Here is a 21,814-nt window from a genome sequence, read left to right as displayed (position 1 = left end):
TGACGTCGCCGCCGCTGTGTGTGCACGTTCCCAATTGATCGATTGTTTCAGGAGACATCCATGCCGGACGGCTCGGAAGTGGCGCAGACCGCGAAGTCGGCTCCCCCTGCGGTCGCGGGGGCCGCAGCACCCAAGGGCCTCACCCGGCTGGCCTTCGGCGGGGACTACAACCCCGAGCAGTGGCCGGAGAGCGTCTGGCAGGAGGACGTCGCGCTGATGCGGGAGGCCGGCGTCACCATGGTGAGCGTCGGGATCTTCTCCTGGGCCCTGCTCGAGCCGGAACCCGGAGTCCACGACTTCGGCTGGCTCGACCGGCTCCTGGACCTGCTGCACGAGAACGGCATCCGCGCCGACCTCGGCACCCCCACCGTCTGCCCGCCGGCCTGGTTCTACAAGGCCCATCCCGACGCACTGCCGGTGACCCGTGAGGGCGTCCGTCTGGGGTTCGGCTCACGCGGCGCGATCTGCCACAGCAACGCGGACTACCGCGAGGCCGCGGCGGCCATCACCACACAGCTCGCCGAGCGCTACGGATCCCACCCCGCACTGGCCATGTGGCACGTCCACAACGAGTACGGCGTGCCGGTCTCCGCCTGCTACTGCGACAGCTGCGCCGCGCACTTCCGCCGCTGGCTGGCCACCACGTACGGCTCGGTGGAGGCGGTCAACGAGGCCTGGGGCACGGCCTTCTGGGGCCAGCGGTACGCCGACTTCGACCAGATCGACCCGCCCCGCCTGACGCCCACGGCCGCCAACCCGGCCCAGCAGCTCGACTACCGCCGCTTCGCCGACGCCACCATGCGCGAGAACTTCGTGCGCGAGCGCGACATCCTGCACCGCCAGTCCCCCGGCGTCCCGGTGACGACCAACTTCATGACGGCGCTCAGCCAGTGCGACTCCGTCGACTACTGGGCGTGGGGCCGCGAGGTCGACATCGTCACCAACGACCACTACCTGATCACCGACGGCCGCCGTACGCACGTCAACCTCGCGATGGCCGCCGACCTCACCCGCTCCGTGGGCGACGGCGCGCCCTGGCTGCTCCTCGAGCACTCCACGTCCGGCGTCAACTGGCAGCCCCGCAACCCGGCGAAGGCACCCGGCCAGATGGCCCGCAATTCCCTCACGCATGTCGCGCGCGGCTCCGACGGCGCGATGTTCTTCCAGTGGCGGCAGTCCCGGCGCGGTGCCGAGAAGTTCCACTCGGCGATGCTGCCGCACGCCGGCACGGACTCGCGGGTGTGGCGCGAGGTGGTCCAATTGGGCGCGGACGTCGAGGCGTTGAGGTCGCTGCAGGGTACGCGGACCGTCGCCGACGTCGCGATGGTGTGGGACTGGCAGTCCTGGTGGGCGCAGTCCCTGGAGTGGCGGCCCAGCGAGGACCACGACGCACGCGAGCGTGCCGACGCGTTCTACGAGGCGCTGTACGACCGCCACCTCACGGTCGACTTCGCCCACCCCGAAAGCGACTTGTCGGCGTATCCCCTTGTCGTCGTCCCGGCGCTCTACCTGGCCACCGAGGCCGCGGGCCGGAACCTCCGCGCGTACGTCGAGAACGGCGGCACCCTCGTCGTCTCTTACTTCTCCGGCATCGTCGACGAGCACGACGCCGTCCACGAGGGCCCGTACCCGGGAGCCCTGCGGGACGTGCTCGGTCTGACCGTCGAGGAGTTCTCGCCGCTGCTGGAGGGTGAGAAGGTCCGGATCACCGCGGAGGACGGCTCCGAGCTCTCCGCCGACGTGTGGACGGAGTTCGTCACCCCGCGCGGCGCGGACACCGTCTGGACGTACGCGGACGGGCTCGCCGCCGGAGGCCCGGCCGTCACCCGCAACCGCCTCGGCAAGGGCACGGCCTGGTATGTCTCCACGCGTCTCGCGCCTCGCGACCTGGACGTCCTCCTGGGCTGGGCCTGCGACGACGCGAGGATCGCGCCGCGCGCCGACCTCCCCCGCGACGTGGAGGTGGTGACCCGCTCCGGCGAGTCCGGCACCTATCTGTTCGCGATCAACCACACGGCTTCGGACGCCAAGGTGCCGCTGGAATCCCACGGCACCGAGCTGCTGACGGGCGAGCGCGCCGCAGGCCGCCTCGCGGTGCCCGCGGGCGCCGTGCGGGTCGTACGCCTCGACGGCTGAAAGCTGCTGGTCGGTTTTCGCCTGGTTCGGGGCGCACCGGTAGGCCGACGGGGCGGCTGTCCCGGCCGTGTTCATGCCGGGACGGCGCGCCGCTGAGCCGGAACCCGCTGTCCGGGTGCGTCGTGGGGGCGCGCCCGGACAGCGGCGTCTCAGACCGCTCTCAGCGGCGTCTCAGACCCCTCTCACGGCCCGGTCGACCTCACGCGGTCGGCCTCAGGGCCCAGCCAGCTGGAAATGCCAGATGATCACCGCTGGAACTCCGGCGTTGGCGGCCCCCGCCGCTTCAGGCACCAGGTCCGCCAGACACCAGGGCCACAGTTCCCACGGCCCCAGTTCCGTCATGCGTGCCCTGGGCGGATCCTCCGCCTGCGACCGTTTGCCCGCCGGTTCCACGGGTTCCTCACACCGGCGCACCTGCAACCCCACCGGGAGCGCGGCGCGCAGGTAGTCCCCGGTCGGGTGGCGGTAGGTCTCCAGCCGTCCCGGTCGCCCGTCCGGCAGGCGCACGGGCGGAATCGAGCCCCGCGCCACCCACTCCGGATGCATGTCGGCGATCACCAGGTGTCCGCCCGGCCGCAGTACCCGGGCGAACTCCGCCATGACCAGCTTGAGGTCGGGAACATGCGTCAACGCCAGGCAGCAGACGACCAGATCCACGGCGTCGTCGGCCACCGGCAGCCGGTGCAGGTCGCCCAGGTGGAACGCGCCGTCCGGCACCCGTTCACGTGCCCGCGCGAGCATGTCGGGCGAGCTGTCGACGCCGATGACCTGGTGGCCCTGCTCGGCCAGCAGGGCGCCGATCCGCCCGGTGCCGCACGCGGCGTCCAGGGCGACGCCCTTCGGCAGCTCGGCGACGATCTCCTTGACCACGGGCTCGTCGAAGGCGAACGCCGAGTTGGGGCCGTCATACGTTTCCGACCAGATGCGGTAGCCGTCGACCGTGCTCACGCGAGCGACCTCCACGGCCGCGCCGGCCAGCGACTCGTCGTGGAGCAGCTTGCGCATCTCGGCGATGCGCGAGTCGACGAACTCGCGGTCTCCGAACTCGCGGCCTCCCTCGCCGGTGAACGAACGCAACAGGGCTATGCCTTCCAGGCCGAGCAGATAGGCCAATGGATGCTCGTAGATCACCGGCGTCACGCTAGCGACCCCCTCCCCCGTAGCGCCACCGAATTGGGAACGGAACAATTCGGTTGCCCGCCGGTCGGCCCGTCTGCTGCACTACCGAAGACCGAACTACCGACTGACCACCAAGGAGCAGTACATGCGCACTGCGTTCATGTCCACCAAGCACGGAATCGTCACGTATCCGAAGGACATGGCACGCAGTGAAAACACTGAACTTGGGAATTCTCGCGCACGTCGACGCCGGTAAGACGAGCCTGACCGAACGACTGCTGCACGCCACCGGTGTCATCGACGAGATCGGCAGCGTCGACCAGGGCAGCACTCAGACGGATTCCCTGGCACTGGAACGGCAACGGGGCATCACGATCAAGTCCGCCGTCGTCTCCTTCGCCATCGACGACATCACGGTGAATCTGATCGACACCCCCGGCCACCCGGATTTCATCGCCGAGGTGGAGCGGGTGCTCACTGTGCTCGACGGCGCGGTGCTCGTCGTCTCCGCTGTGGAAGGCGTACAGGCGCAGACCCGCGTACTGATGCGGACGCTGCAGCGGTTGCGCATTCCCACGCTGGTTTTCGTGAACAAGATCGACCGCAGCGGCGCGCAATACGACGGCGTACTACGGCGCATCTCAGAGAAACTCGGCCCGTCGTCGATCCCGATGGGCTCGACGGACGGGCTCGGCACCCGCGATGCCCGGTACACGCCCTACGCCGCAGACGACAAGGAATTCAGGTCCCTGCTGGTGGACGTGCTCGCCGATCCGGACGACGCGCTCCTTGCCGCTTATGTCGAGGATGAGACGACCCTTTCGCACGAACGGCTCCACGACCAACTGGCGGCACAGACCCGGCAGGCGACGGTCCACCCGGTGTTCTTCGGCTCAGCCATCACAGGCGCGGGGGTGGATGCGCTGATGGCCGGTATCAAGGAACTGCTGCCTGCGGCGCAGGGCGATGTGGACGGGCCGGTCTCCGGCACCGTGTTCAAGGTCGAACGCGGTCCGGCCGGGGAGAAGATCGCATACGTACGGATGATCTCTGGAACCGTGCGCACGCGGGACACGCTGAACTTCCGCCACGCCCACGGGAAACACGACAGCGATCCCGGAAATCCGCATGAACGGAATCCGGTGGGAAACCGGACAGACGAGGCAGCGAAAGTCACCGCGATCAGCGTGTTCGAGCACGGCTCGGCCGTCCGGCGATCGTCCGTCACGGCTGGGCAGATCGGGAAGCTCTGGGGCCTCGGCGACATCCGCATCGGCGACGAGATCGGCGTGCCGCGCGAGATCCCCTCGGCGGGCGGCCACTTCGCTCCACCGACCCTCGAAACGGTCGTGATTCCCGGCCACCCCACCGACAAGGGTGCGCTGCATACCGCACTGGCCCAGCTCGCCGAACAGGATCCGCTGATCAATCTGCGGCAGGACGACGTGCGCCAGGAGGTGTCCGTTTCGCTCTACGGTGAAGTGCAGAAAGAGGTCATCCAGGCGACGCTGGCGGATGACTTCGGCTTGGACGTCACCTTCCGCGAGTCGACGACCATCTGCATCGAGCGGCCCGCGGGTACGGGTTCTGCCGCCGAGATGATCGGAAAGCAGACCAATCCGTTTCTCGCCACAGTCGGGCTCCGGATCGATCCGGCACCCATCGGCTCAGGGATCACTTTCCGCCTGGAGGTCGAACTCGGTTCCATGCCGTTCTCGTTCATCAAGGCGGTGGAGGAAACCGTCCACGACACCCTGCGCGAGGGAATGCACGGATGGCAGGTCACGGACTGCACGGTCACCATGACGCACTCGGGCTATTGGGCGCGGCAGAGCCATTCCCACGGCGTCTTCGACAAGAGCATGTCGAGTACGGCCGGCGATTTCCGCAATCTGACACCGCTCGTCCTGATGACCGCCCTGCGCCAGGCCGGCACCACGGTGTACGAACCGATGCACCGGTTCCGGCTCGAGATCCCGTCCGATCTTTTCGGACCGCTGCTTCCCGTACTGGCTCGGCTGCGTGCCGTCCCGCGTACACCGTCCACGCACGGGACGACCACCGCGCTGGAAGGCGACATCCCCGCCGCCCGGGTGCACGAACTGGAGCAACTGCTGCCAGGCCTGACGCGCGGTGAGGGCGTACTGGAATGCGCCTTCGACCGCTACGAACCGGTCCGGGGCACACCACCGACACGCCCGCGCACCGACCACAACCCGCTCAACCGCAAGGAGTACCTGATCCATGTGGTGCGCCGGGTCTGACGGCCCGACGGGTGACGGTGCCGTGGCGGGCAGCGGAGAGGGTGGGCACAGATGCACCGGGCCGCGCCGTGGCAGGGGGGCAGCGCCGGCCTCGATCAGGCGTACGTCGAGTGATCGACAGAAATCGAGACCTTGATAACGGGACGGTTGCAGAACCACTCGGATGCATTGCCACGCGATCGCGACGGACGTTGGTCAAAGCATGAACGCTTCTGCTGGTAATCCGATTCCGACGCCCGACGCGCAGCTCACAGGGGCCTACTGGCTGGACAGCCCCGTCGGTCACGCGGAGGACTGCCCGTGGTGTGAACAGCTGCGCGAGTCGGAGAAACGTCGCACCGATGATCAGACAGTACGCAGGAACCTTTCCGCCCCCGGCTGGACCACCCTTGCGTACGCGGCGCAGCCGGGCGAGCTGAACGGCCTCACCGTCCGAGCGGCCATGCTCGCGACCTCACTCGCCACCATCATCGCGGCGGCTGCCTCGGTGGTACTGGGCTGAGGCACGGGAACGACGCGAACGGGCGACCGGTGCACCACCGGCACCGGTATCGCCCGCCCGCCACGGACCGGCCCGCCTCGGCGTCCGGCTTCGGCGTCGGATGCCGCGTCTGGCCGCGAAGCATTCCGCGCCTGCGGACGGCGGATGCTCAGTCCTCCCAGTCCAGTTGCTGGTCGGGAACGCCGACCGAGCGGCCGTACGCCTGCACCTCGGCCCGCGAGGCGGCATCCCCTCGTGGGTAGCGGAAAACACGACCGGCGAACACCACGAACGCCTCGGTCGTGGTGTTGTAGTTGACGTACCACCCGCCCGTCGGCTCCAGGCACCCGGCGATCGCCTCGGCCAGCCGCTCCGCGTCGGCCTCCGGGGCCTGGAAGTCCAGCAGGGTCCAGCGCCCGGGCTGCCCGTCCGCCGCATCGCCGACCTCGATCCTCCGCACCGACGTGACGTGCAGGGGAACGCTGTTCAGCACACTGCCCACACGCAGGCTCTCTCCGATCAGCACGCCACTGAGCACGCCGCACTCCTCGTATCTCGTCATCGACCTCACGACATCAGCGAGACCACACGCTACCTACGACGTCGACGCTCCGACGGCATGGCCGGACACCGACGTGGAGTGGAAACGAGCAGGCGGAAGAGGACGGAATAGGGGCACTCGTCCTATGACGCCTTCTGACCGGCCCGACCAGACACAAGTCGCACTGGTCTCACAGGCATCACTTCCCACAGGCTCAGAAGGGAGACCAGGAATGAGCCGGACCGACCCCGGCAGCCGCCGCCGCGACGGCAACAGCCACAGCCACAACGGCGGCAACAGCCTCGACCACGGCCACAACGGCGGCGACAGTAGCGGCGACGGAGGCAACGCCGAGTACGGGCGCAGGACCTTCACCCGGTCCAGGAGCCACTTCACGGACCGCATCACCGCGGACGGAAGGGACGGCTGGCCGGTCGAGGCAGGCCGCTACCGCCTGGTGGCCAGCCGTGCCTGCCCATGGGCGAGCCGTTCCCTGGTCTCGCGTCGCCTGCTGGGTCTCGAGAGCGCTCTCTCCCTGGCCGTGGCGGATCCCATCCAGGACGACCGCAGCTGGCGTTTCACGCTCGACCCCGACGGCCGCGATCCCGTGCTCGGCATCCGCTACCTCAGCGAGGCCTACGACGCCCGCGAGACCGGCTACCCCGACGGCGTCAGCGTGCCGGCGATCGTGGACGTACCCAGCGGCCGGCTCGTCACCAACGACTTCCAGCAGATCACGCTGGACTTCGCCACCGAGTGGACGGCCTTGCACCGCCCGGGCGCGCCCGACCTCTATCCGGAACGGTTGCGCGACGAGATCGACGAGGTCATGGCGGACATCTACCGTGACGTCAACAACGGCGTGTACCGGGCGGGCTTCGCGACGCGCCAGAGCGAATACGAGGAAGCCTGCACCGGTGTCTTCCGGCGCCTGGAAGCGCTCTCGAAGCGGCTCGCCGACCGCCGCTACCTCGTCGGAGACACGCTCACGGAGGCGGACATCCGCTTGTTCACCACGCTGGTCCGCTTCGATGCGGTCTACCACGGCCACTTCAAGTGCAACCGGTGGAAGCTGGCGGAGGATCCCGTCCTGTGGGCGTACGCCCGCGACCTTTACCAGACGCCCGGCTTCGGCGACACCGTCGACTTCGGCCACATCAAACGGCACTACTACCGCGTCCACACCGGCATCAACCCGACCCGCATCGTGCCCGTCGGCCCGGATGTGGCCGGGTGGCTCACGGCCCACCACCGGCAGGAACTGGGCGGGCGGCCGTTCGGCGACGGCACGCCGCCAGGGCCGGTGCCTCCGGCCGAGGAGGTCCCGGCAACCGGGCGTCCCTGACCCCACAGACCGAACGAAGGAGATTCAGGTGCGCAAGAAGAAGAAGCTTCCGGTCGTCTACAAACCGTTCGGCTTCTTGCTCGGATGGGCGAGTGGAGCGCTGGCCGGTCTGGCCTTCCAGGCGACGTGGAAGGCTCTGCGCCACGAGGAGGACGCCCCGGACGCCCTCGACCGGGAACGGAGCTGGCGCGAGGTGCTGCTGGCAGCCGCCGTTCAGGGAGCGATCTTCGCCGTCGTCCGCAGTGCGGTCGACCGGGCCGGCGCCAAGGCCATCGAGCGCACGACCGGCGTCTGGCCGGAGAGCGGGAAGGACGGCAAGGGTGGTGGCAGGGACTGACGCCGCCCGTCTGCTGCCTGACCGGCGCCATGGCTCGTTTCGGCTGCGCTACGGCTTACGCCGCGCCCTCGCATGGACTGTTCGAGTCCGCCCGATGGCGCGCCGTGGCGGGCAGGCGTACGACGGAAGGGCGAGGGGACCCGACCGGGGTCCCGTCAACCGGAGGAGGAGTCATGCAGCAGCCCGGAACCACCACCACGCTGAGCAAGGAGATGCAGGACTGCGTCGACGCGTGCATGTCGTGCCACAGCATCTGCGAGGAGAGCATGAGCTCCTGCCTGCAGATGGGTGGTCAGGCCCAGATGCAGATCATGCGGGCGCTGATGGACTGCACCGAGATCACCCGCATATGCGCGGACATGATGATGCGCAGGTCGCCCATGGCGGCCGAGATGTGCCGGATGTGCGCCAGGGCATGCGACATGTGCGCCGAGGCGTGTATGGGCATGCCGGAGGATCCGCTGATGATGCGGTGTGCGGAGTCCTGTCGCCGCTGCGCGGAGATGTGCCGCACGATGGCGGGCGCCGCGGCCTGAGCCACGGAGACCCGCTGATCCGACCGCGAATCGCGCGGCCGGTGCCGGAGGCGCCCCGCGCGTCTTCGGTACCGGCCGGTGCCGGAGGATTCCCGCGCGTCTTCGGTACCGGCCGGTGCTCTGCCGGTGCCGGAGTCGCGGCATCAGGCCGTCAGGCCGTGCCGGTCTCCCCTTCGAGATAGCGGCTGACCTGCGCGGCGATGCTGTCCTTGGCGGCGCCGGGCCGCTTTCCGCCGCACGCCGACGGCTGCGGCACGCCGATGCCGCCCACCCACACGCAACGCCGGGTCCATTCCTCGTCGGCCCTCAACTGGACCTGAACGTCGACGATCTCCAGCTGGTCCTCCGGACCGGCGGCGAAGATCGTCGCTGTGGCGCGGCGCAGGGGGTAGACGTCGAAGCCCTCGATGAACTGGGAATTGCGCCAGTCGAGAAACGCGCCCTCGCCGTCGCCGCCGATGCGGACGTCCAGTTGGCCGTCCTCGAGCTGAAGCGCGATCGATTCCCCCGAGCGATTCTCGACGGTTACGCGGAAGCTGAAGTACGTGAGATCTTTCGCGTGGTCGTCGCGACCCCGCGGCGGCTCGTCCTTTTTCAGATCATGGACACGAACCCGGAGACCTGGGTGCTCGTCGTCGTACTCCTGCCAGTCCCCCACGATGTTCGGTTCGTGCACAATTCACCCCTCGGCTCCACAGAGCTGTTTCCTACCCGCGCGCGCAGCGGGGTGTCAAATACCCGAATCCAACATCGTTCCCCACTTTTTTCGGTTCCGTACCCGGTGACCAGGGCATCCGGTCGGGAAATGATCAATAAGAGTCGTTTTCTGCTCGAGTCCCGGTGTCGCACATCACGTACGGTCTCTTGATCGCCGCTGCTGTGGGCGGAATGACACGCGTCTCAATGGGTCGCCAGTTCCCGTACGGCAGCCGCCACCGCTCCCTGGCGAGAAGCGGTGCGCACGCCGTGCGGCGCTCAGGCGCCTGAGCGAACCTGGAGCGGCGGGCCCGCGACGTCGCGGGCCAGGTCGCGCAGGGGCCGGTCCGCAGGCAGGAGGTGACCATGGACCCCGTCGAGGCGCTCAAGCGGATCGCGTTCCTGCTGGAGCGGACCCAGGCGCCCACCTACCGTGTGCGGGCCTTCCGCACGGCTGCCGACGTCGTCGCGGCCATGACGGACCAGGAGCTGGCGGACCGGCTCGCCGCAGGGACGCTGGAAGCGGTGAAGGGAATCGGCCCCAAGACGGCGAACGTGGTGCGCGAGGCGCTGGCCGGTGACGTGCCCGGCTATCTGGAACGGCTCGAGCAGGAGACCGCGTCGCCCCAGGGCGCGGACGGCGGCACGGACGGTGGCACCGGGAGCCACGGTGAGCGGCTGCGTGCGCTGCTGCGCGGCGACTGCCATATGCACTCCGACTGGTCCGACGGCGGCAGCCCCATCGAGGAGATGGGACGGACGGCGGCGCAGCTGGGACACGAATGGGCGGCGCTCACCGACCACTCCCCACGGCTGACCGTGGCGCGCGGCCTGTCGGCCGAGCGGCTGCGGGAGCAACTGCGGGTGGTGGCCGAACTCAACGCGACATGGGCGCCGTTCCGGCTGCTCACCGGCATCGAGTGCGACATCCTGCCGGACGGGTCGCTCGACCAGGAGCCCGAACTGCTCGAGCTTCTCGACGTCGTGGTCGTGTCCGTGCACTCCAAACTCCGCATGGACGCCGCCGCGATGACACGCCGTATGGTCACAGCCGTACGCAATCCGCTGGCGGACGTGCTCGGACACTGCACCGGACGGCTGGTCACCGGGCGCGGGCGGCCCGAGTCGGAGTTCGACGCGGACGAAGTGTTCGCGGCGTGCGCCGAGTCGGGCACGGCGGTGGAGATCAACAGCCGTCCGGAGCGGCTCGATCCACCACGGCGTCTGCTGCGTCAGGCTCTCGAGGCGGGCGTGCTGTTCTCCGTCGACACGGACGCGCACGCGCCGGGCCAGCTCGACTGGCAGATCCTGGGCTGCGCCCGTGCCGAGGAGTGCGGGGTGCCTGCCGAGCGCGTCATCACCTGCTGGACGGCGGAGGAGCTGCTGACCTGGACGCGTACGCGCGAGATGCCCCGTCACGCTCGCTGAAACCGCGCTGAGAACGCTCACCGGCCGGCCACGGCCGCCCGCCGCGACCCACCTCCCAGTAACCCACTGTAACGATTCGCCCCATTTCTCTGCTCTATCCATAAAGAAGAAATAAGCGCAGAATGAACATGTGCGGCATCCGCCGCGCGACGCGGTCAGACTTGCAGGAACTGTAAGGAGACGAGTCTCATGGCCGACGTTTCGCACCGGGGAGACATAACCGCCCACCCCGACGTTTCCGAGATGCGGGACCGATACGCCCGCATACTGGGCGGACGTGATGTGGTACTCGTGGATGCGCCGGTGTTCCTCATCGGCCTGTACTGTGCCGCATCCCCGTGGATCCTCCACTTCGGCGCCAGCGAGCCCGCGCTCGTGGGGCACAACCTCATCATGGGGGTCGCCATCGGCCTGCTGGCCCTGGGCTTCACTGTCAACCCCGCCAGGATGTACGGCCTGAGCTGGGCCATGTGCGCCATCGGCGTCTGGCTGATCATCTCTCCGTGGGTGGTCGGTCGAGGCCCCGACGCCGGCGTCATTCTCAACAACGTCCTCATCGGCGCCCTCACCGTCCTGCTCGGCCTCGTCTGCGCCGGAGCAGCAGCGAAGACCGGCCGCGAGACCACGACGCCCGGCCGGGCGACGACCGCCGAGCCGTTCACGCGCACGGAGACGCGGCCTGAGGTCTGAGACCGGAGGCGCGAAGCCCGAGGTGTGAATCCTTCACACAATGCGACCGAGGAGTCAGCCGCGTACCACGGAGCCTGCGGCCCGCGCGTACGCGGCTGCTCTGCTGTACGGGAGTACGGTGAAGTTGAAGGGCCAACAAGAGGCATTCGGGTGAAGGGGCGAAAATTACTCGTGGAGGAGCCCGGCGTACAGCCCGACGCACGGCCTGGCGTAACAACATAGCCCGCTCGGGTGGCTCTTGCGCTCGGCCGCTCGGCGCCCGGCATAACGAATTCCCATCCGTCCGGAGGGAGCAGTGCAATGCTTCAGCCCGACAAGGCACGGGTCGCCCGCCTTCTCAACCGTTATCGCGCCTGGGAACGCATGATGCTCGCCGATCCGACGAATCTCACGGTGCGCCGAAGGTTCGAGGACACCGCGTACACCTTGTGCGTACTCATGGGCCGGCGCAACGCACGCGAGGCCGCCCTCGCGGCGGAGAGCTATCTGTGGCCGTCGCACCGCTCGCGGGCACAGGCCCAGGTGCCGCACGAAGCCGATACCTGAAGTGATTGCTTAGTGAGAAGTGATTGCTCGGTAATTGCATGCCCTTCTGCGATTGCATGTCCTTGTGCCGCTGTTCTGCCTAATCCCGACTGCCCGCGCGATTGGCCGGACCGCTCCCCGGTTACGCATCAGCACACCTGAACACTCAGCGCGTCCGTGGTGACCAGGAGCGAAGGTGGCGCATGCTGTTCCGCAAGCGGAGGGAGAGGCTGACAGCGTCTGCGCAGGCGGCGGCGGTCACCGGTTTTGAGGCTCTCGACGGCCGGCTGCCGGCGTCCGAGGCGGGCCAGGGACTGTTGCGGAAAGCGTTCCCGGACCACTGGTCGTTCCTGCTGGGCGAGCTCGCGCTCTACAGCTTCGTGGTCCTGATCCTGACAGGCACCTATCTGACCTTCTTCTTCGACCCGGGCATGACCCCGAGCATCTACCAGGGAAGCTACGAGCCCCTGCGGGGCCAGGCCATGACGCAGGCGTATGCCTCCACGCTCGACATCAGCTTCGAGGTCCGCGGCGGGCTGCTGATCCGGCAGATCCACCACTGGGCGGCGCTGGTGTTCGTCGCCGCCATCGGCCTGCACATGCTGCGGATCTTCTTCACGGGTGCGTTCCGCAAGCCGCGCGAGGTCAACTGGACGATCGGGGTGACGCTGTTCCTCCTCGCCCTTCTTGAGGGCTTCGCCGGCTACTCACTGCCGGACGACCTGCTCTCGGGCACGGGGATGCGCACGGCGCACACCATCGTCATGTCGATTCCGGTCCTCGGCACCTATCTCAGCTTCTTCATCTGGGGCGGACCCTACCCCGGCGAGGACATCCTGCCCCGGCTCTACGTCGTCCACATTCTGCTGGTGCCCGGCCTGCTGGTTGCTCTGATCGCCGTCCATCTGATCCTTGTCGTGTATCTCAAGCACACGCAGTGGAACGCGCGCGGCCGGACCAACCGGAATGTGGTCGGTCACCCGATGTTTCCCCAGTTCACCGCCAAGTCCGCGGGCCTGTTCTTCATGGTCTTCGGTCTGCTGACCGGGCTTTCGGCGGTCGCGCAGATCAACCCCGTCTGGCTGTACGGCCCGTACCGCACCGACCAGGTCGCCACGGGCGCGCAGCCCGACTGGTACGTGGGTTTTCTGGAGGGGGCCATGCGCATCATGCCGCCGTGGCAGACCACGGCGGCCGGGCACACGGTGATGTGGAACGTGTTCCTCCCCGCGGTGGTCCTCCCTGGCGTGCTGTTCGTGGTGCTGTTCGCCTACCCGTTCTTCGAGAGGTGGGTGACGGGCGACCGGCGGGAACACCACCTGTGCGACCGGCCTCGCAACCGGCCTACCCGTACCGCTCTGGGCGTCGCCGCCATCGTGTTCTACGCGGTCCTGCTGCTGGCGGGCGGCAATGACGTGATCGCGTATTCGTTCCTGGTCTCCGTCAATGCGCTGACGTGGATCTTCCGTATCGCCGTCTTCGTCGGCCCCGTCGTGGCCTTCGTCGTCACGAAGCGGCTCTGCCTGGCTCTGCAGGACCACGAGCGGCGGTTGCTCCTCGAAGGGGTGGAGACCGGCGAGGTGAGCCAGAGCCTCTACGGCGGGATCAGCGAGAGCCACCGCCCGGTGGAGGCGGGACGGCGCTACCGCATCCTGGTGCGCGACGTGCCCCGCCCCTTGCCCCCGCCGCCGCAGGCCGCCACGCGTCTGCAGCGGCTTCGGTCCGGCTTGAGCTCCTGGTACTACGGCGACCGCGTGGAGATGCCGATGACGCCCGAGGAGCGGCGCAAAGTCGAGGAGGCCCTCGCCGAACCGTCCGGCGGCGAGGCCAGGAGTGAGGCCGGGCAGTAGTCGCAGAAGGCGGTCTGCAGCGCGGGAAGCCGTCACTCGCCCCTGTGGACGTACTCGAACACCAACCCGACCACACCGGCGCCGAGCACTCCCATCCCGATCACGAAAAGCCACAGGCCGTACACGACTCCCAGGGCTGCCACGGCCGCGCCCAGAGCGGTCACCGGCGGATAGGCGCTGCGCGGCGGGAAGAAGTCCAACGCGCCCACGCGTTCGGCCACTTCCCCGCGCCTCCGGTCCTCCGGCCGCTTCCCGCCGAGCCGGTATTTCCGTGTGAAGAAGAGCGCGATCAGGCCGGACATCAGAAACGACACGGTCAGCGCCGCAGTGCCGGCCGGGTCCTGGGCGAACCAGCCGTAGCCGAGGCCGGTGACGAAGAAGAATCCCGCGACCCCGGCGAAAAGCTGGGCTTCGGTTTTCACACGCTGTACCTTCCGTGCGAATCGGGGGTGGGTCTCTCCCTGTCCTCTCCGGCTGGTTCCTCTCTGCCAATCTCGGTGCGGATTCTCGTCCTGGCCTCGGGGTGGTGCAGGTCGAAGGCTGGCGAGTCGGAGCGGATTCTCGGCAGTGCAACGAAGTTGTGGCGCGGCGGAGGACAGGACGTCGCCCACTCGAGGGAACGCCCGAATCCCCAGGGATCGTCGGTCTCGGCCTTGGGTCCGTGTTTCGCGGTCTTCCACAGGTTGTAGAAGAACGGCAGATTGGACAGGCCCACCAGGAACGCTCCGATGGTGGAGACCATGTTCAGGAGGGTGAATCCGTCTGCGGCAAGGTAGTCGGCGTAGCGCCGCGGCATACCGATCTCACCGAGCCAGTGCTGGACGAGGAACGTCGCCTGGAATCCGATGAACAGCGTCCAGAACTGGATTTTTCCGAGGCGTTCGTCGAGCAGGCGGCCGGTCCACTTCGGCCACCAGAAGAAGAATCCGCCGAACATCGCGAAGACCACGGTTCCGAACAGCACGTAGTGCAGATGCGCCACGACGAAGTACGTGTCGGTGAGGTGGAAGTCGAGCGGCGGCGAGGCGACCAGCACACCGCTGAGCCCGCCGAGCAGAAAGGTGACCAGAAATCCGAGGGCCCAGAGCATCGGTGCCTCGAACGAGACGCTGCCGTGCCACATCGTGCCGATCCAGTTGAAGAACTTCACTCCCGTGGGTACCGCGATCAGGAACGACATGAGAGCGAAGAACGGCAGCAGCACCGCTCCCGTGGCGAACATGTGGTGGGCCCAGACGACCGCGGAGAGCATGGTGATGACGATCGTGGCCGTGACCATGCCCAGATAGCCGAACATCGGCTTGCGGCTGAACACCGGAACGATCTCGCTGACCACGCCGAAGAACGGCAGGGCGACGATATAGACCTCCGGATGGCCGAAGAACCAGAAGAGGTGCTGCCAGAGGATCGCGCCGCCGTTGGGCGAGTCGAAGATATGGGCACCGAATTTCCGGTCCGCGACCAGGCAGAGCAGCGCGGCAGCCAGTACGGGGAAAGCAAGAAGCGCCAGGATGGACGTGAAGAGGATGTTCCAGGTGAAGATCGGCATCCGGAACATCGTCATGCCGGGCGCCCGTAGGCACACGATGGTGGCGATGAAGTTCACCGACCCCAGCGTGGTGCTGAGGCCCGCAAGCACCAGCCCCATCGCCCACAGGTTCCCGCCCGCGCCGGGCTCGCGGACGGCGCTGTTGAGGGGCGCGTACGCGAACCAGCCGAAGGCGGCCGCTCCACCCGGGACCACGAACCCGGAGACCACGATCAGCCCGCCGAAGAGGAACAGCCAGTAGGTCAAGGCGTTCAATCGCGGGAACGCCACATCCGGTGCACCGATCTGCAGCGGCATCACGGCGTTCGCGAAGCCGGCGAACATCGGCGTGGCGAAGAGCAGCATCATCACCGTGCCGTGGATGGTGAACAGCTGGTTGTACTGCTCCGACGACATCAACTGCAGCCCGGGCCGGGCGAGTTCGGCCCGCATCAGCATCGCCAAGAAACCGCCGAACAGGAAGAACCCGAAGGCGGTCACCATGTACATGTTGCCGATGACCTTGTGGTCGGTGGTCGTCAGGTAGGTCAGCAGCCTGTTCCCCGCGCCGACACGGCGGCTCGGCCCCGCCTCAGCCGGCTGCGCCACCTCTTGGCCGAGCTGCGGCATGCACCCTCCGTACGCCGGCGACAGGCCTGACGCCACTACGGCATCAGCGCGGCTGGTGCTTAGCCGCGGCCGGGCACCCGCAAACCCGCGCTCGGCCGTTCGGTCCAGCGGCCCGGGACGCGTTCGGCGTCACGTGCGCAGCGCACCCTGGCCCACGTCGGCGGAGCGGGGTGCGATGGTGAACAGACCGCCCTCAGGGTCGCGCAGAGTGATCTCCTCGCCGAGGCTCGTCGTCTGCTCCTCCATGATCGTGCCGCCGAGCTTCACCGCCACCTTCGCCGCCTCGTCCACGTCGGGGACCGTGAAGATGACCTGCCAGCGGGGTCTGATCGTCGGGTCCGCCGCCGCTTCGAGGGCACCGGAGCTGAGGCGGGCGAGGACGTGTCCGCCGCAGCGCAGGTGCACTTCCTCGTCCTGGTACTCGACCTCGCAGGAGCCCGCTTTGCCGCTGGCCCAGCCCAGGACCTCGCCGTAGAAGATGGCCGCCTCGAAGGCGTCCCGCGTGCGCAGCCGCACCCACGCCGGCACCTCGTCGTCCTCCCATGTCCCCCAGCCGGCGAAGAGCTCGCCCTCCCAGATGCCGAAGACGGCGCCGTCACGGTCGGCTGCGAGCGCGCCGCGTCCCGCCGAGAAGGTCATCGGCCCGACCGCGATCGTGCCGCTCCGCTCCCGGATGCGCGAGGCGGCCTCGTCGGCGTTGCTGACGGCGAAGTACGGCGTCCACGCCACGGCCACCTGCAGGGCGTGTGCGAGAGCGCCGATGCCGGCGACCGGCCTGCCGTGCAGGAGGGCGATGCTGAACTCGTCGCCGAGCCTGGCCGGCCGGAAGTTCCAGCCGAGCACAGCGCTGTAGAACTCCTGCGCGTCTTCGAGATCGCGGGTCATGAGGCTGACCCAGCAGGGTGCTCCGTTGACGGCATCGCTCGTGGTCGTGGGTGCGGGGTGTGCCGTGGTCTTCTTGTCCATCGCAGTCAGCGTCTCGCTCGTGTGAAGGCTCGCCGGGCCCCTGGGGCCGACGATCGCCTCTGTCTTCCGGCCGAGGGGCGTCCGCCGGAGCCGCTGCCCCGGGTACGCACGGTGCAGGACGCCCATCGTCCGTCGGGAGGCCGTGCGGCGCTCGTCGGCGGCACCGAGCCTATGGGCAAGTACCCAATTCCGAGCGCCGGACACGGAGGGGCATTCCGTAATGAATGCACCAATGAACGCGCCATGCATCACGGCGGTCCGGGGACCGTCAGGCCCGCTGCCGCGCCAGACGGGCGGCGGCGGGCACGGCCTCGACCAGCTCGCGGTCCGGCTCCTCGACGTCGTCGAGGCTGGTGAGCGGCGGGCCCGCCGGGACCAGCGACGGGCTCTCCGGAGCCCGCTTCGCCTCCTGCAGGAACGGTGCGGGCTTGGACCAGGCCAGCGGCTCGCGGTCCAGGGCCTTGACGCGTCGCGAGAACCAGACGAGCTTGCCGTCGGGGGTACCGCAGGCGCCCCAGCCGTCACTCATGGCCGCGATCCGCGCGAGACCGCCCCGCGTGGGGCCCAGCAGCCGCGGCATACGGCGGTCGTAGTCGGCCACGGCGGCTATCAGGTTCTTGCCGTTCCACCACAGCTCGACGACGCAGCGCTTGTCGTCGCCCGTGTGCTCCAGGACGTTCAGCATCAGCTCGTCGACGCCGCGGCACATGGGGCCGATGTGGTTCTCCAGCCTCCAGTACCTGAGATGCGCGGCCACGATGCGCCTGACCTGCGGAACCCGTTCGCGGCGCGCCTCTACTTCGACCATGTAGTAGCTGCTGTTGACCGGAACGTTCATCGTTGGCTCCTCACCCGCGAAGCTCATTGCGTTCGCCTCCCGACTGGGAGAGCCCCGAACACGAAGCGTGAGCAGTGGTCGCTTCTGAGTTGCCTCCAGCGTGGGGGCATGAGTCCACTCCTGCAACAGGAGCACCCTGGGTAGCCGAGCACGGCTCTGACCTGCGGTTTTCCCTACGGCACAACAGCCGGTTCCGCCACGCTGTGTAACCCGACCGCAACATGGAGTGGCCTCTCGGGTCGGCCCGGCGCGCCCCATACGGAGTAGGGCGTGTGGCGAACGCGCGACCGCGCCGCCGGGACCTGCGGCGGATCTCTCTGCCACCGCTCCCTGACGTGTGGATCACCCCCGGCGGGGCACCCGCAGCCCGACAGAAGCGAGTGGCCGGTGTGCCGCGTGACGGAGGTGTCGGATGACCACGGCAGCAGCCGTGCGGCTGCCCGGGATGGACCATGTCTTCACGCTGCCGGGGGTGTACGCGCCGCAGTACGACACGTATCTGCTGGCTGAGGCACTGCGCCGGGAAGCCGTGGGACCCGGCGCGGACGTGCTCGACGTGGGGACCGGAAGCGGAGCACTGGCCCTGTACGCCGCGCGCCTGGGCGCCCGTGTCACCGCGACGGACATCTCGTGGCGGGCCGTTCTGACTGCCCGGCTCAACGCGCTGCTGGCCCGGCGGCGCATCGCCGTACACCGAGGAGACCTGCTGGAGCCGGTGCGCGGCCGGTCGTTCGACATCGTCCTCAGCAACCCTCCCTACGTGCCGACGCCGCCGGGCTCCCTGCCGCGGAACGGCGCGGCCCGCTCATGGGACGCCGGTCCCGACGGGCGGGCGTTCGTGGACCGCATCTGCGACACAGCGCCGTCCCTGCTGCGCCCGCACGGCAGGCTGCTTCTCGTGCACTCCGCCCTGTGCGGGACCGAGGCCACTCTGGAGCGCCTCTCGGCCGCCGGGCTGTGGGCCGAGGTCACCGACCGGATGTCCGTCCCGTTCGGGCCGGTCGTCCGCTCCCGGCTGTCGTGGCTGCGCTCGCGCGGCCTGCTGGGCGTCGACGACGAGCAGGAGGAGCTGGTGGTCGTCCGTGCCGAACGCATCTGACCGCCCCCGCCGCGTCACCATCGACCGCGACGGTCCCATCGTGGTGGAGGGACCCGTGGAGGTCGTCCTGGAGGACGGCAGCGTGGTGACCTCGCAACGGTTCGCCGCGGCCATCTGCACGTGCCGGCGCAGCCGTACGTATCCGTGGTGCGACACCAGCCACCGCCGCCGTACCAGCCGTGCCAGGGGCGAACCGCAGCAGCCGTGCCCCAGGTCGGACGGAGCCCCGGAATGACCACATCCCAGGAAGGCCCGGTGCTCTCGCCACGGGAAGAACGGCGCAGGCTGGTGCAGTCGCTCCGCCGGCGGCCCGCCGGTACCGTGCTTCCGCAGCCGCGCGGCGCCCTGTCCGCCTCGGTGATCCCGGCGCTGCAGGGTGCTGCCCACCCCTTGCCGGGGCACGCGGACGTGGCCCGCGCCGACCCGTACGGCGAGGATCTGCAGCTCGCCCTCTACATCCTCTACGAAATGCACTACAGGGGCTTCGAGGGGGTCGACGACCACCTCGAGTGGAACGCCGGTCTGCTGGGTCTGCGCGGCATCCTGGAGGACCGCTTCCTCACCGCGCTGCGGAAGGACACGCCGCATGGCCGGAGCGTGGACGACGCGCTCGCGGATCTGCTGGTCGAACCGGTCGGCGACGACGGCACCAGCGTCACCCACTTCCTGAGGAACGAAGGGCAGCTGTGGCACCTGCGCGAGTACGCGGCGGTGCGTTCGCTCTACCACCTCAAGGAGGCCGACCCGCACGCCTGGGTCATCCCTCGGCTGCGGGGCCGGGCCAAGGCCGCCATGGTGGCCGTCGAATACGACGAGTTCGGCGCGGGCCACGCGGAGGACATCCACGCCCAGCTCTTCGCCGACCTGATGGCGGACCTGGGTCTTGACACCACCTACGGCCACTACGTCGACGTCGCACCGGCCGAGGGGCTGGCCACGGTCAATCTCATGTCCCTGTTCGGACTGCACCGGGTCCTCCGCGGCGCGCTGGTCGGGCACTTCGCGTTCGTCGAGGTGACGTCGTCGCCCGGTTCACGGCGGCTCGCGGAGGCCATGCGCCGTACGGGTGCCGGTCCTGCCGCGGAGCGCTTCTACGCCGAGCACGTGGAGGCCGACGCCGTGCACGAGCAGGTGGTCCGCCATGAGGTCATCGGCGGCCTGCTCGCCGACGAGCCCGCGCTCGCTCCCGACGTGGCCTTCGGCGTCGAGGCCACCGGCGTGCTCGAGGAGCGGCTCGGGAACCGGCTTCTCGGGGCCTGGCGCGACAACCGCACCGCGCTGCGCACCCCTCTTCCGGACCTCTCGTCCTCGTAACCGCGTCTCAGGGTCGGCCGATCTCCTCCAAGTCCGTTTCGCGTAATCGCCCGAAGACCGTGTGCGGGCGAGGATGATGGGACATCAGCGAAGAGACGCAGTGGAACGACGGAGGATTCTGTGCCACTTGAGGGCGAGTACGAGCCGAGCCCAACCCTGTGGGCGCGTGATCAGGTCGAGCTCTACGAGAGCTCGGGCGGCACCGAGGGCACGACGATGCGCGGCAAGCCGGTGGTCATCCTGACGACCCGCGGCGCCAGGACCGGCAAGATCCGCAAGACCCCGCTGATGCGGGTGGAGCACGACGGTGTCTACGCGGTGGTCGCCTCGCTGGGCGGCGCCCCGAAGCACCCGGTCTGGTACCACAACATCGTGGCCGACCCCAGGGTCGAGCTCCAGGACGGTCCGGTACGCCAGGACATGACGGCGCGTGAGGTCACGGGCGAGGAGAAGGCCCTGTGGTGGGAGCGCGCGGTCGAGGCGTGGCCGGACTACGCCGAGTACCAGAAGAAGACCGACCGGGTGATCCCCGTCTTCGTGCTGGAGCCGGCGGCTGAGGATCACTGAGCGGGCGGTGCCGGCCGTCGCGTGACGGGTGGGCGGCGGGTCGCTTCACCCGGTCCGCGGCGGCAACCGGTGCAGGTGCACGTCGGTCAGCCGGCCCTTCTCCACGACAGCGGTCATGTACGTGCAGTGGGGCTGGCGCCGCCGGTCCGTGGGCGAACCCGGGTTCAGCAGCCGCAGGCCACCGGGCGCCGTGGTGTCCCACGGGATGTGGCTGTGGCCGAACACCAGGACATCCAGGTCGGGGAACCGCTCACGGCAGCGGCGTTCCCGGCCCTGGGCGGAGCCGGTCTCGTGGACGACTCCGAAGCGCAGACCGCCGAGCTCCGCCCGCGCCACCTCGGGCAGCCGCGCCCGCAGCTCGGGCCCGTCGTTGTTGCCGTACACGCCGATGACCCGCCGTGCCCGGCTCTCCAGCAGGTCCAGGGTGGCCGTGTCCACCCAGTCACCGGCGTGGATCACCACGTCGGCGTGCGGAAGTTCCGCGAGGAGCTCGGCGGGAAGTTCCCTGGCCCGGCGGGGCAGATGCGTGTCGGACATGATCAGCAGGCGCACGCTCTTCACCGTATCCGCGGCCTGCCGGCTGTGGTGCCGCGGAGCGCGTCGAGCACGACGGCACCCCAGCCGGCCGGGTCGTCACCCGGTGGGACCGGCGGGACAGATGTAGGTGAAGTCTGGATCGAACGCCTGGATCGCCCCGACCACGGCGTTGCACACGGCGCTCGGCAAGTCGGCGATGTCATCCGGCAGGACGATCGAAGGGATGGTGATCGAGAATCCCGGGATGTCGATGTCGATGTCCCGGGGGGCGTTGGTGTCGGCGACTGCGGCGCCTGCGCCGCCGAAGACCGCGCCGGCGGCCAGGGCGGCCGCGGCGACCGTGGTACGGATCCGCATGTGAATCTCCCATGGTCGAGGGGGAATGTG

The 21,814-nt window shown here is 68.9% G+C and carries 23 protein-coding genes; 14 read left to right on the top strand and 9 right to left on the bottom strand.

Annotation, left to right across the window (positions count from 1 at the left end):
* Positions 1-60: 60 nt before the first annotated feature.
* The gene (locus STSP_RS19480; RefSeq protein ID WP_078067321.1) at positions 61-2,136 is read left to right on the top strand and encodes a beta-galactosidase; all 2,076 of its coding nucleotides are present in this window, start codon (positions 61-63) and stop codon (positions 2,134-2,136) included.
* 213 nt (positions 2,137-2,349) lie between these two features.
* On the opposite strand, the gene STSP_RS19475 is transcribed toward STSP_RS19480, so the two are convergent.
* On the bottom strand, positions 2,350-3,276 hold the full coding sequence (locus STSP_RS19475) for a class I SAM-dependent methyltransferase (RefSeq protein ID WP_232789716.1): 927 nt from the start codon (positions 3,274-3,276) through the stop codon (positions 2,350-2,352).
* A gap of 188 nt (positions 3,277-3,464) precedes the next feature.
* Between STSP_RS19475 and STSP_RS19470 the strand changes: the two genes are divergently transcribed.
* Together STSP_RS19470 and STSP_RS19465 are read left to right on the top strand one after the other, a co-directional pair.
* Positions 3,465-5,519: an elongation factor G gene (locus tag STSP_RS19470; RefSeq protein ID WP_067279567.1), complete on the top strand. Its 2,055-nt coding sequence runs from the start codon at positions 3,465-3,467 to the stop codon at positions 5,517-5,519.
* Between the two features lie 202 nt (positions 5,520-5,721).
* Entirely contained in the window at positions 5,722-6,021 is a 300-nt protein-coding gene (locus tag STSP_RS19465) for a hypothetical protein (RefSeq protein WP_067279564.1), read from the top strand.
* A gap of 148 nt (positions 6,022-6,169) precedes the next feature.
* Here the strand turns inward: STSP_RS19465 and STSP_RS19460 are convergent, their stop codons facing one another.
* On the bottom strand, positions 6,170-6,562 hold the full coding sequence (locus STSP_RS19460) for a hypothetical protein (protein WP_232789715.1): 393 nt from the start codon (positions 6,560-6,562) through the stop codon (positions 6,170-6,172).
* A gap of 211 nt (positions 6,563-6,773) precedes the next feature.
* Between STSP_RS19460 and STSP_RS19455 the strand changes: the two genes are divergently transcribed.
* The 3 genes from STSP_RS19455 (at position 6,774) to STSP_RS19445 (ending at position 8,759) form a co-directional block, all read left to right on the top strand.
* A complete protein-coding gene (locus STSP_RS19455) occupies positions 6,774-7,886 on the top strand; it encodes a glutathione S-transferase family protein (protein ID WP_078067320.1) in 1,113 nt (370 codons plus the stop codon).
* 28 nt (positions 7,887-7,914) lie between these two features.
* On the top strand, positions 7,915-8,223 hold the full coding sequence (locus tag STSP_RS19450) for a DUF4235 domain-containing protein (RefSeq protein ID WP_067279559.1): 309 nt from the start codon (positions 7,915-7,917) through the stop codon (positions 8,221-8,223).
* Between the two features lie 173 nt (positions 8,224-8,396).
* Positions 8,397-8,759 (top strand): four-helix bundle copper-binding protein, encoded by a 363-nt coding sequence (locus STSP_RS19445; RefSeq protein ID WP_067279556.1) that lies wholly within the window; start codon positions 8,397-8,399, stop codon positions 8,757-8,759.
* Positions 8,760-8,910: 151 nt separating this feature from the next.
* Here the strand turns inward: STSP_RS19445 and STSP_RS19440 are convergent, their stop codons facing one another.
* Positions 8,911-9,435, bottom strand: coding sequence for a hypothetical protein (locus tag STSP_RS19440; RefSeq protein ID WP_067279553.1), 525 nt, complete (start codon positions 9,433-9,435; stop codon positions 8,911-8,913).
* Between the two features lie 386 nt (positions 9,436-9,821).
* Here STSP_RS19440 and STSP_RS19435 point away from each other — a divergent pair, with 386 nt between their 5' ends.
* The 4 genes from STSP_RS19435 to qcrB all read left to right on the top strand — a co-directional run bounded on the left by STSP_RS19435 (position 9,822) and on the right by qcrB (position 13,948).
* Positions 9,822-10,883 carry a PHP domain-containing protein gene (locus STSP_RS19435; protein WP_067279550.1) on the top strand — a complete coding sequence of 354 codons (1,062 nt, stop codon included), beginning with the start codon at positions 9,822-9,824 and terminating at the stop codon, positions 10,881-10,883.
* A gap of 189 nt (positions 10,884-11,072) precedes the next feature.
* On the top strand, positions 11,073-11,573 hold the full coding sequence (locus STSP_RS19430; protein WP_078067319.1) for an SPW repeat protein: 501 nt from the start codon (positions 11,073-11,075) through the stop codon (positions 11,571-11,573).
* A gap of 300 nt (positions 11,574-11,873) precedes the next feature.
* On the top strand, positions 11,874-12,119 hold the full coding sequence (locus STSP_RS19425; RefSeq protein WP_067279548.1) for a DUF5133 domain-containing protein: 246 nt from the start codon (positions 11,874-11,876) through the stop codon (positions 12,117-12,119).
* Between the two features lie 182 nt (positions 12,120-12,301).
* A complete protein-coding gene (gene qcrB, locus STSP_RS19420; protein ID WP_078067318.1) occupies positions 12,302-13,948 on the top strand; it encodes a cytochrome bc1 complex cytochrome b subunit in 1,647 nt (548 codons plus the stop codon).
* A 32-nt stretch (positions 13,949-13,980) separates the two neighbouring features.
* Here the strand turns inward: qcrB and ctaF are convergent, their stop codons facing one another.
* The 4 genes from ctaF to STSP_RS19400 all read right to left on the bottom strand — a co-directional run bounded on the left by ctaF (position 13,981) and on the right by STSP_RS19400 (position 17,910).
* Positions 13,981-14,370 carry an aa3-type cytochrome oxidase subunit IV gene (gene ctaF / locus STSP_RS19415; RefSeq protein ID WP_067279546.1) on the bottom strand — a complete coding sequence of 130 codons (390 nt, stop codon included), beginning with the start codon at positions 14,368-14,370 and terminating at the stop codon, positions 13,981-13,983.
* Positions 14,367-16,106 (bottom strand): aa3-type cytochrome oxidase subunit I, encoded by a 1,740-nt coding sequence (gene ctaD, locus STSP_RS19410; protein ID WP_078067317.1) that lies wholly within the window; start codon positions 16,104-16,106, stop codon positions 14,367-14,369. Before ctaD ends, ctaF begins: the two co-directional genes overlap by 4 nt.
* Positions 16,107-16,235: 129 nt before the next feature.
* Entirely contained in the window at positions 16,236-17,072 is an 837-nt protein-coding gene (locus STSP_RS19405; protein ID WP_067279780.1) for a VOC family protein, read from the bottom strand.
* A 268-nt stretch (positions 17,073-17,340) separates the two neighbouring features.
* The gene (locus tag STSP_RS19400) at positions 17,341-17,910 is read right to left on the bottom strand and encodes an ATP-binding protein (protein WP_067279544.1); all 570 of its coding nucleotides are present in this window, start codon (positions 17,908-17,910) and stop codon (positions 17,341-17,343) included.
* Positions 17,911-18,322: 412 nt separating this feature from the next.
* On the opposite strand from STSP_RS19400, the gene STSP_RS19395 reads away from it, so the two are divergent.
* From STSP_RS19395 to STSP_RS19380, 4 genes are all read left to right on the top strand, one after another.
* A complete protein-coding gene (locus STSP_RS19395) occupies positions 18,323-19,009 on the top strand; it encodes a HemK2/MTQ2 family protein methyltransferase (protein ID WP_067279541.1) in 687 nt (228 codons plus the stop codon).
* Positions 18,993-19,244, top strand: coding sequence for a CDGSH iron-sulfur domain-containing protein (locus STSP_RS19390; protein WP_067279540.1), 252 nt, complete (start codon positions 18,993-18,995; stop codon positions 19,242-19,244). Before STSP_RS19395 ends, STSP_RS19390 begins: the two co-directional genes overlap by 17 nt.
* Positions 19,241-20,323 (top strand): iron-containing redox enzyme family protein, encoded by a 1,083-nt coding sequence (locus tag STSP_RS19385; protein WP_078067316.1) that lies wholly within the window; start codon positions 19,241-19,243, stop codon positions 20,321-20,323. The genes STSP_RS19390 and STSP_RS19385 overlap by 4 nt, the downstream gene beginning before the upstream one ends.
* A 120-nt stretch (positions 20,324-20,443) precedes the next feature.
* Complete coding sequence (locus STSP_RS19380; RefSeq protein ID WP_067279537.1) at positions 20,444-20,890, top strand: nitroreductase family deazaflavin-dependent oxidoreductase; 447 nt, start codon at positions 20,444-20,446, stop codon at positions 20,888-20,890.
* Positions 20,891-20,935: 45 nt separating this feature from the next.
* On the opposite strand, the gene STSP_RS19375 is transcribed toward STSP_RS19380, so the two are convergent.
* Positions 20,936-21,442 carry a metallophosphoesterase family protein gene (locus STSP_RS19375; protein WP_067279776.1) on the bottom strand — a complete coding sequence of 169 codons (507 nt, stop codon included), beginning with the start codon at positions 21,440-21,442 and terminating at the stop codon, positions 20,936-20,938.
* Positions 21,443-21,523: 81 nt separating this feature from the next.
* Entirely contained in the window at positions 21,524-21,784 is a 261-nt protein-coding gene (locus STSP_RS19370) for a hypothetical protein (RefSeq protein ID WP_067279536.1), read from the bottom strand.
* Between the last annotated feature and the right edge of the window lie 30 nt (positions 21,785-21,814).

Source organism: Streptomyces jeddahensis, from assembly GCF_001642995.1.
GTDB lineage: Bacteria > Actinomycetota > Actinomycetes > Streptomycetales > Streptomycetaceae > Streptomyces > Streptomyces jeddahensis.
Note: the sequence above shows the minus strand (reverse complement) of the source record. Positions and strands in the feature narration are given on the sequence as shown.

Coding starts and splice junctions, on each gene's coding strand:
- STSP_RS19480 (WP_078067321.1), top strand. CDS start 61: ATGCCGGACGGCTCGGAAGTGGCGCAGACCGCGAAGTCGGCTCCCCCT.
- STSP_RS19465 (WP_067279564.1), top strand. CDS start 5,722: ATGAACGCTTCTGCTGGTAATCCGATTCCGACGCCCGACGCGCAGCTC.
- STSP_RS19460 (WP_232789715.1), bottom strand. CDS start 6,562: ATGACGAGATACGAGGAGTGCGGCGTGCTCAGTGGCGTGCTGATCGGA.
- STSP_RS19455 (WP_078067320.1), top strand. CDS start 6,774: ATGAGCCGGACCGACCCCGGCAGCCGCCGCCGCGACGGCAACAGCCAC.
- STSP_RS19445 (WP_067279556.1), top strand. CDS start 8,397: ATGCAGCAGCCCGGAACCACCACCACGCTGAGCAAGGAGATGCAGGAC.
- STSP_RS19435 (WP_067279550.1), top strand. CDS start 9,822: ATGGACCCCGTCGAGGCGCTCAAGCGGATCGCGTTCCTGCTGGAGCGG.
- STSP_RS19430 (WP_078067319.1), top strand. CDS start 11,073: ATGGCCGACGTTTCGCACCGGGGAGACATAACCGCCCACCCCGACGTT.
- STSP_RS19425 (WP_067279548.1), top strand. CDS start 11,874: ATGCTTCAGCCCGACAAGGCACGGGTCGCCCGCCTTCTCAACCGTTAT.
- qcrB (WP_078067318.1), top strand. CDS start 12,302: ATGCTGTTCCGCAAGCGGAGGGAGAGGCTGACAGCGTCTGCGCAGGCG.
- ctaD (WP_078067317.1), bottom strand. CDS start 16,106: ATGCCGCAGCTCGGCCAAGAGGTGGCGCAGCCGGCTGAGGCGGGGCCG.
- STSP_RS19405 (WP_067279780.1), bottom strand. CDS start 17,072: ATGGACAAGAAGACCACGGCACACCCCGCACCCACGACCACGAGCGAT.
- STSP_RS19400 (WP_067279544.1), bottom strand. CDS start 17,910: ATGAACGTTCCGGTCAACAGCAGCTACTACATGGTCGAAGTAGAGGCG.
- STSP_RS19395 (WP_067279541.1), top strand. CDS start 18,323: ATGACCACGGCAGCAGCCGTGCGGCTGCCCGGGATGGACCATGTCTTC.
- STSP_RS19385 (WP_078067316.1), top strand. CDS start 19,241: ATGACCACATCCCAGGAAGGCCCGGTGCTCTCGCCACGGGAAGAACGG.
- STSP_RS19370 (WP_067279536.1), bottom strand. CDS start 21,784: ATGCGGATCCGTACCACGGTCGCCGCGGCCGCCCTGGCCGCCGGCGCG.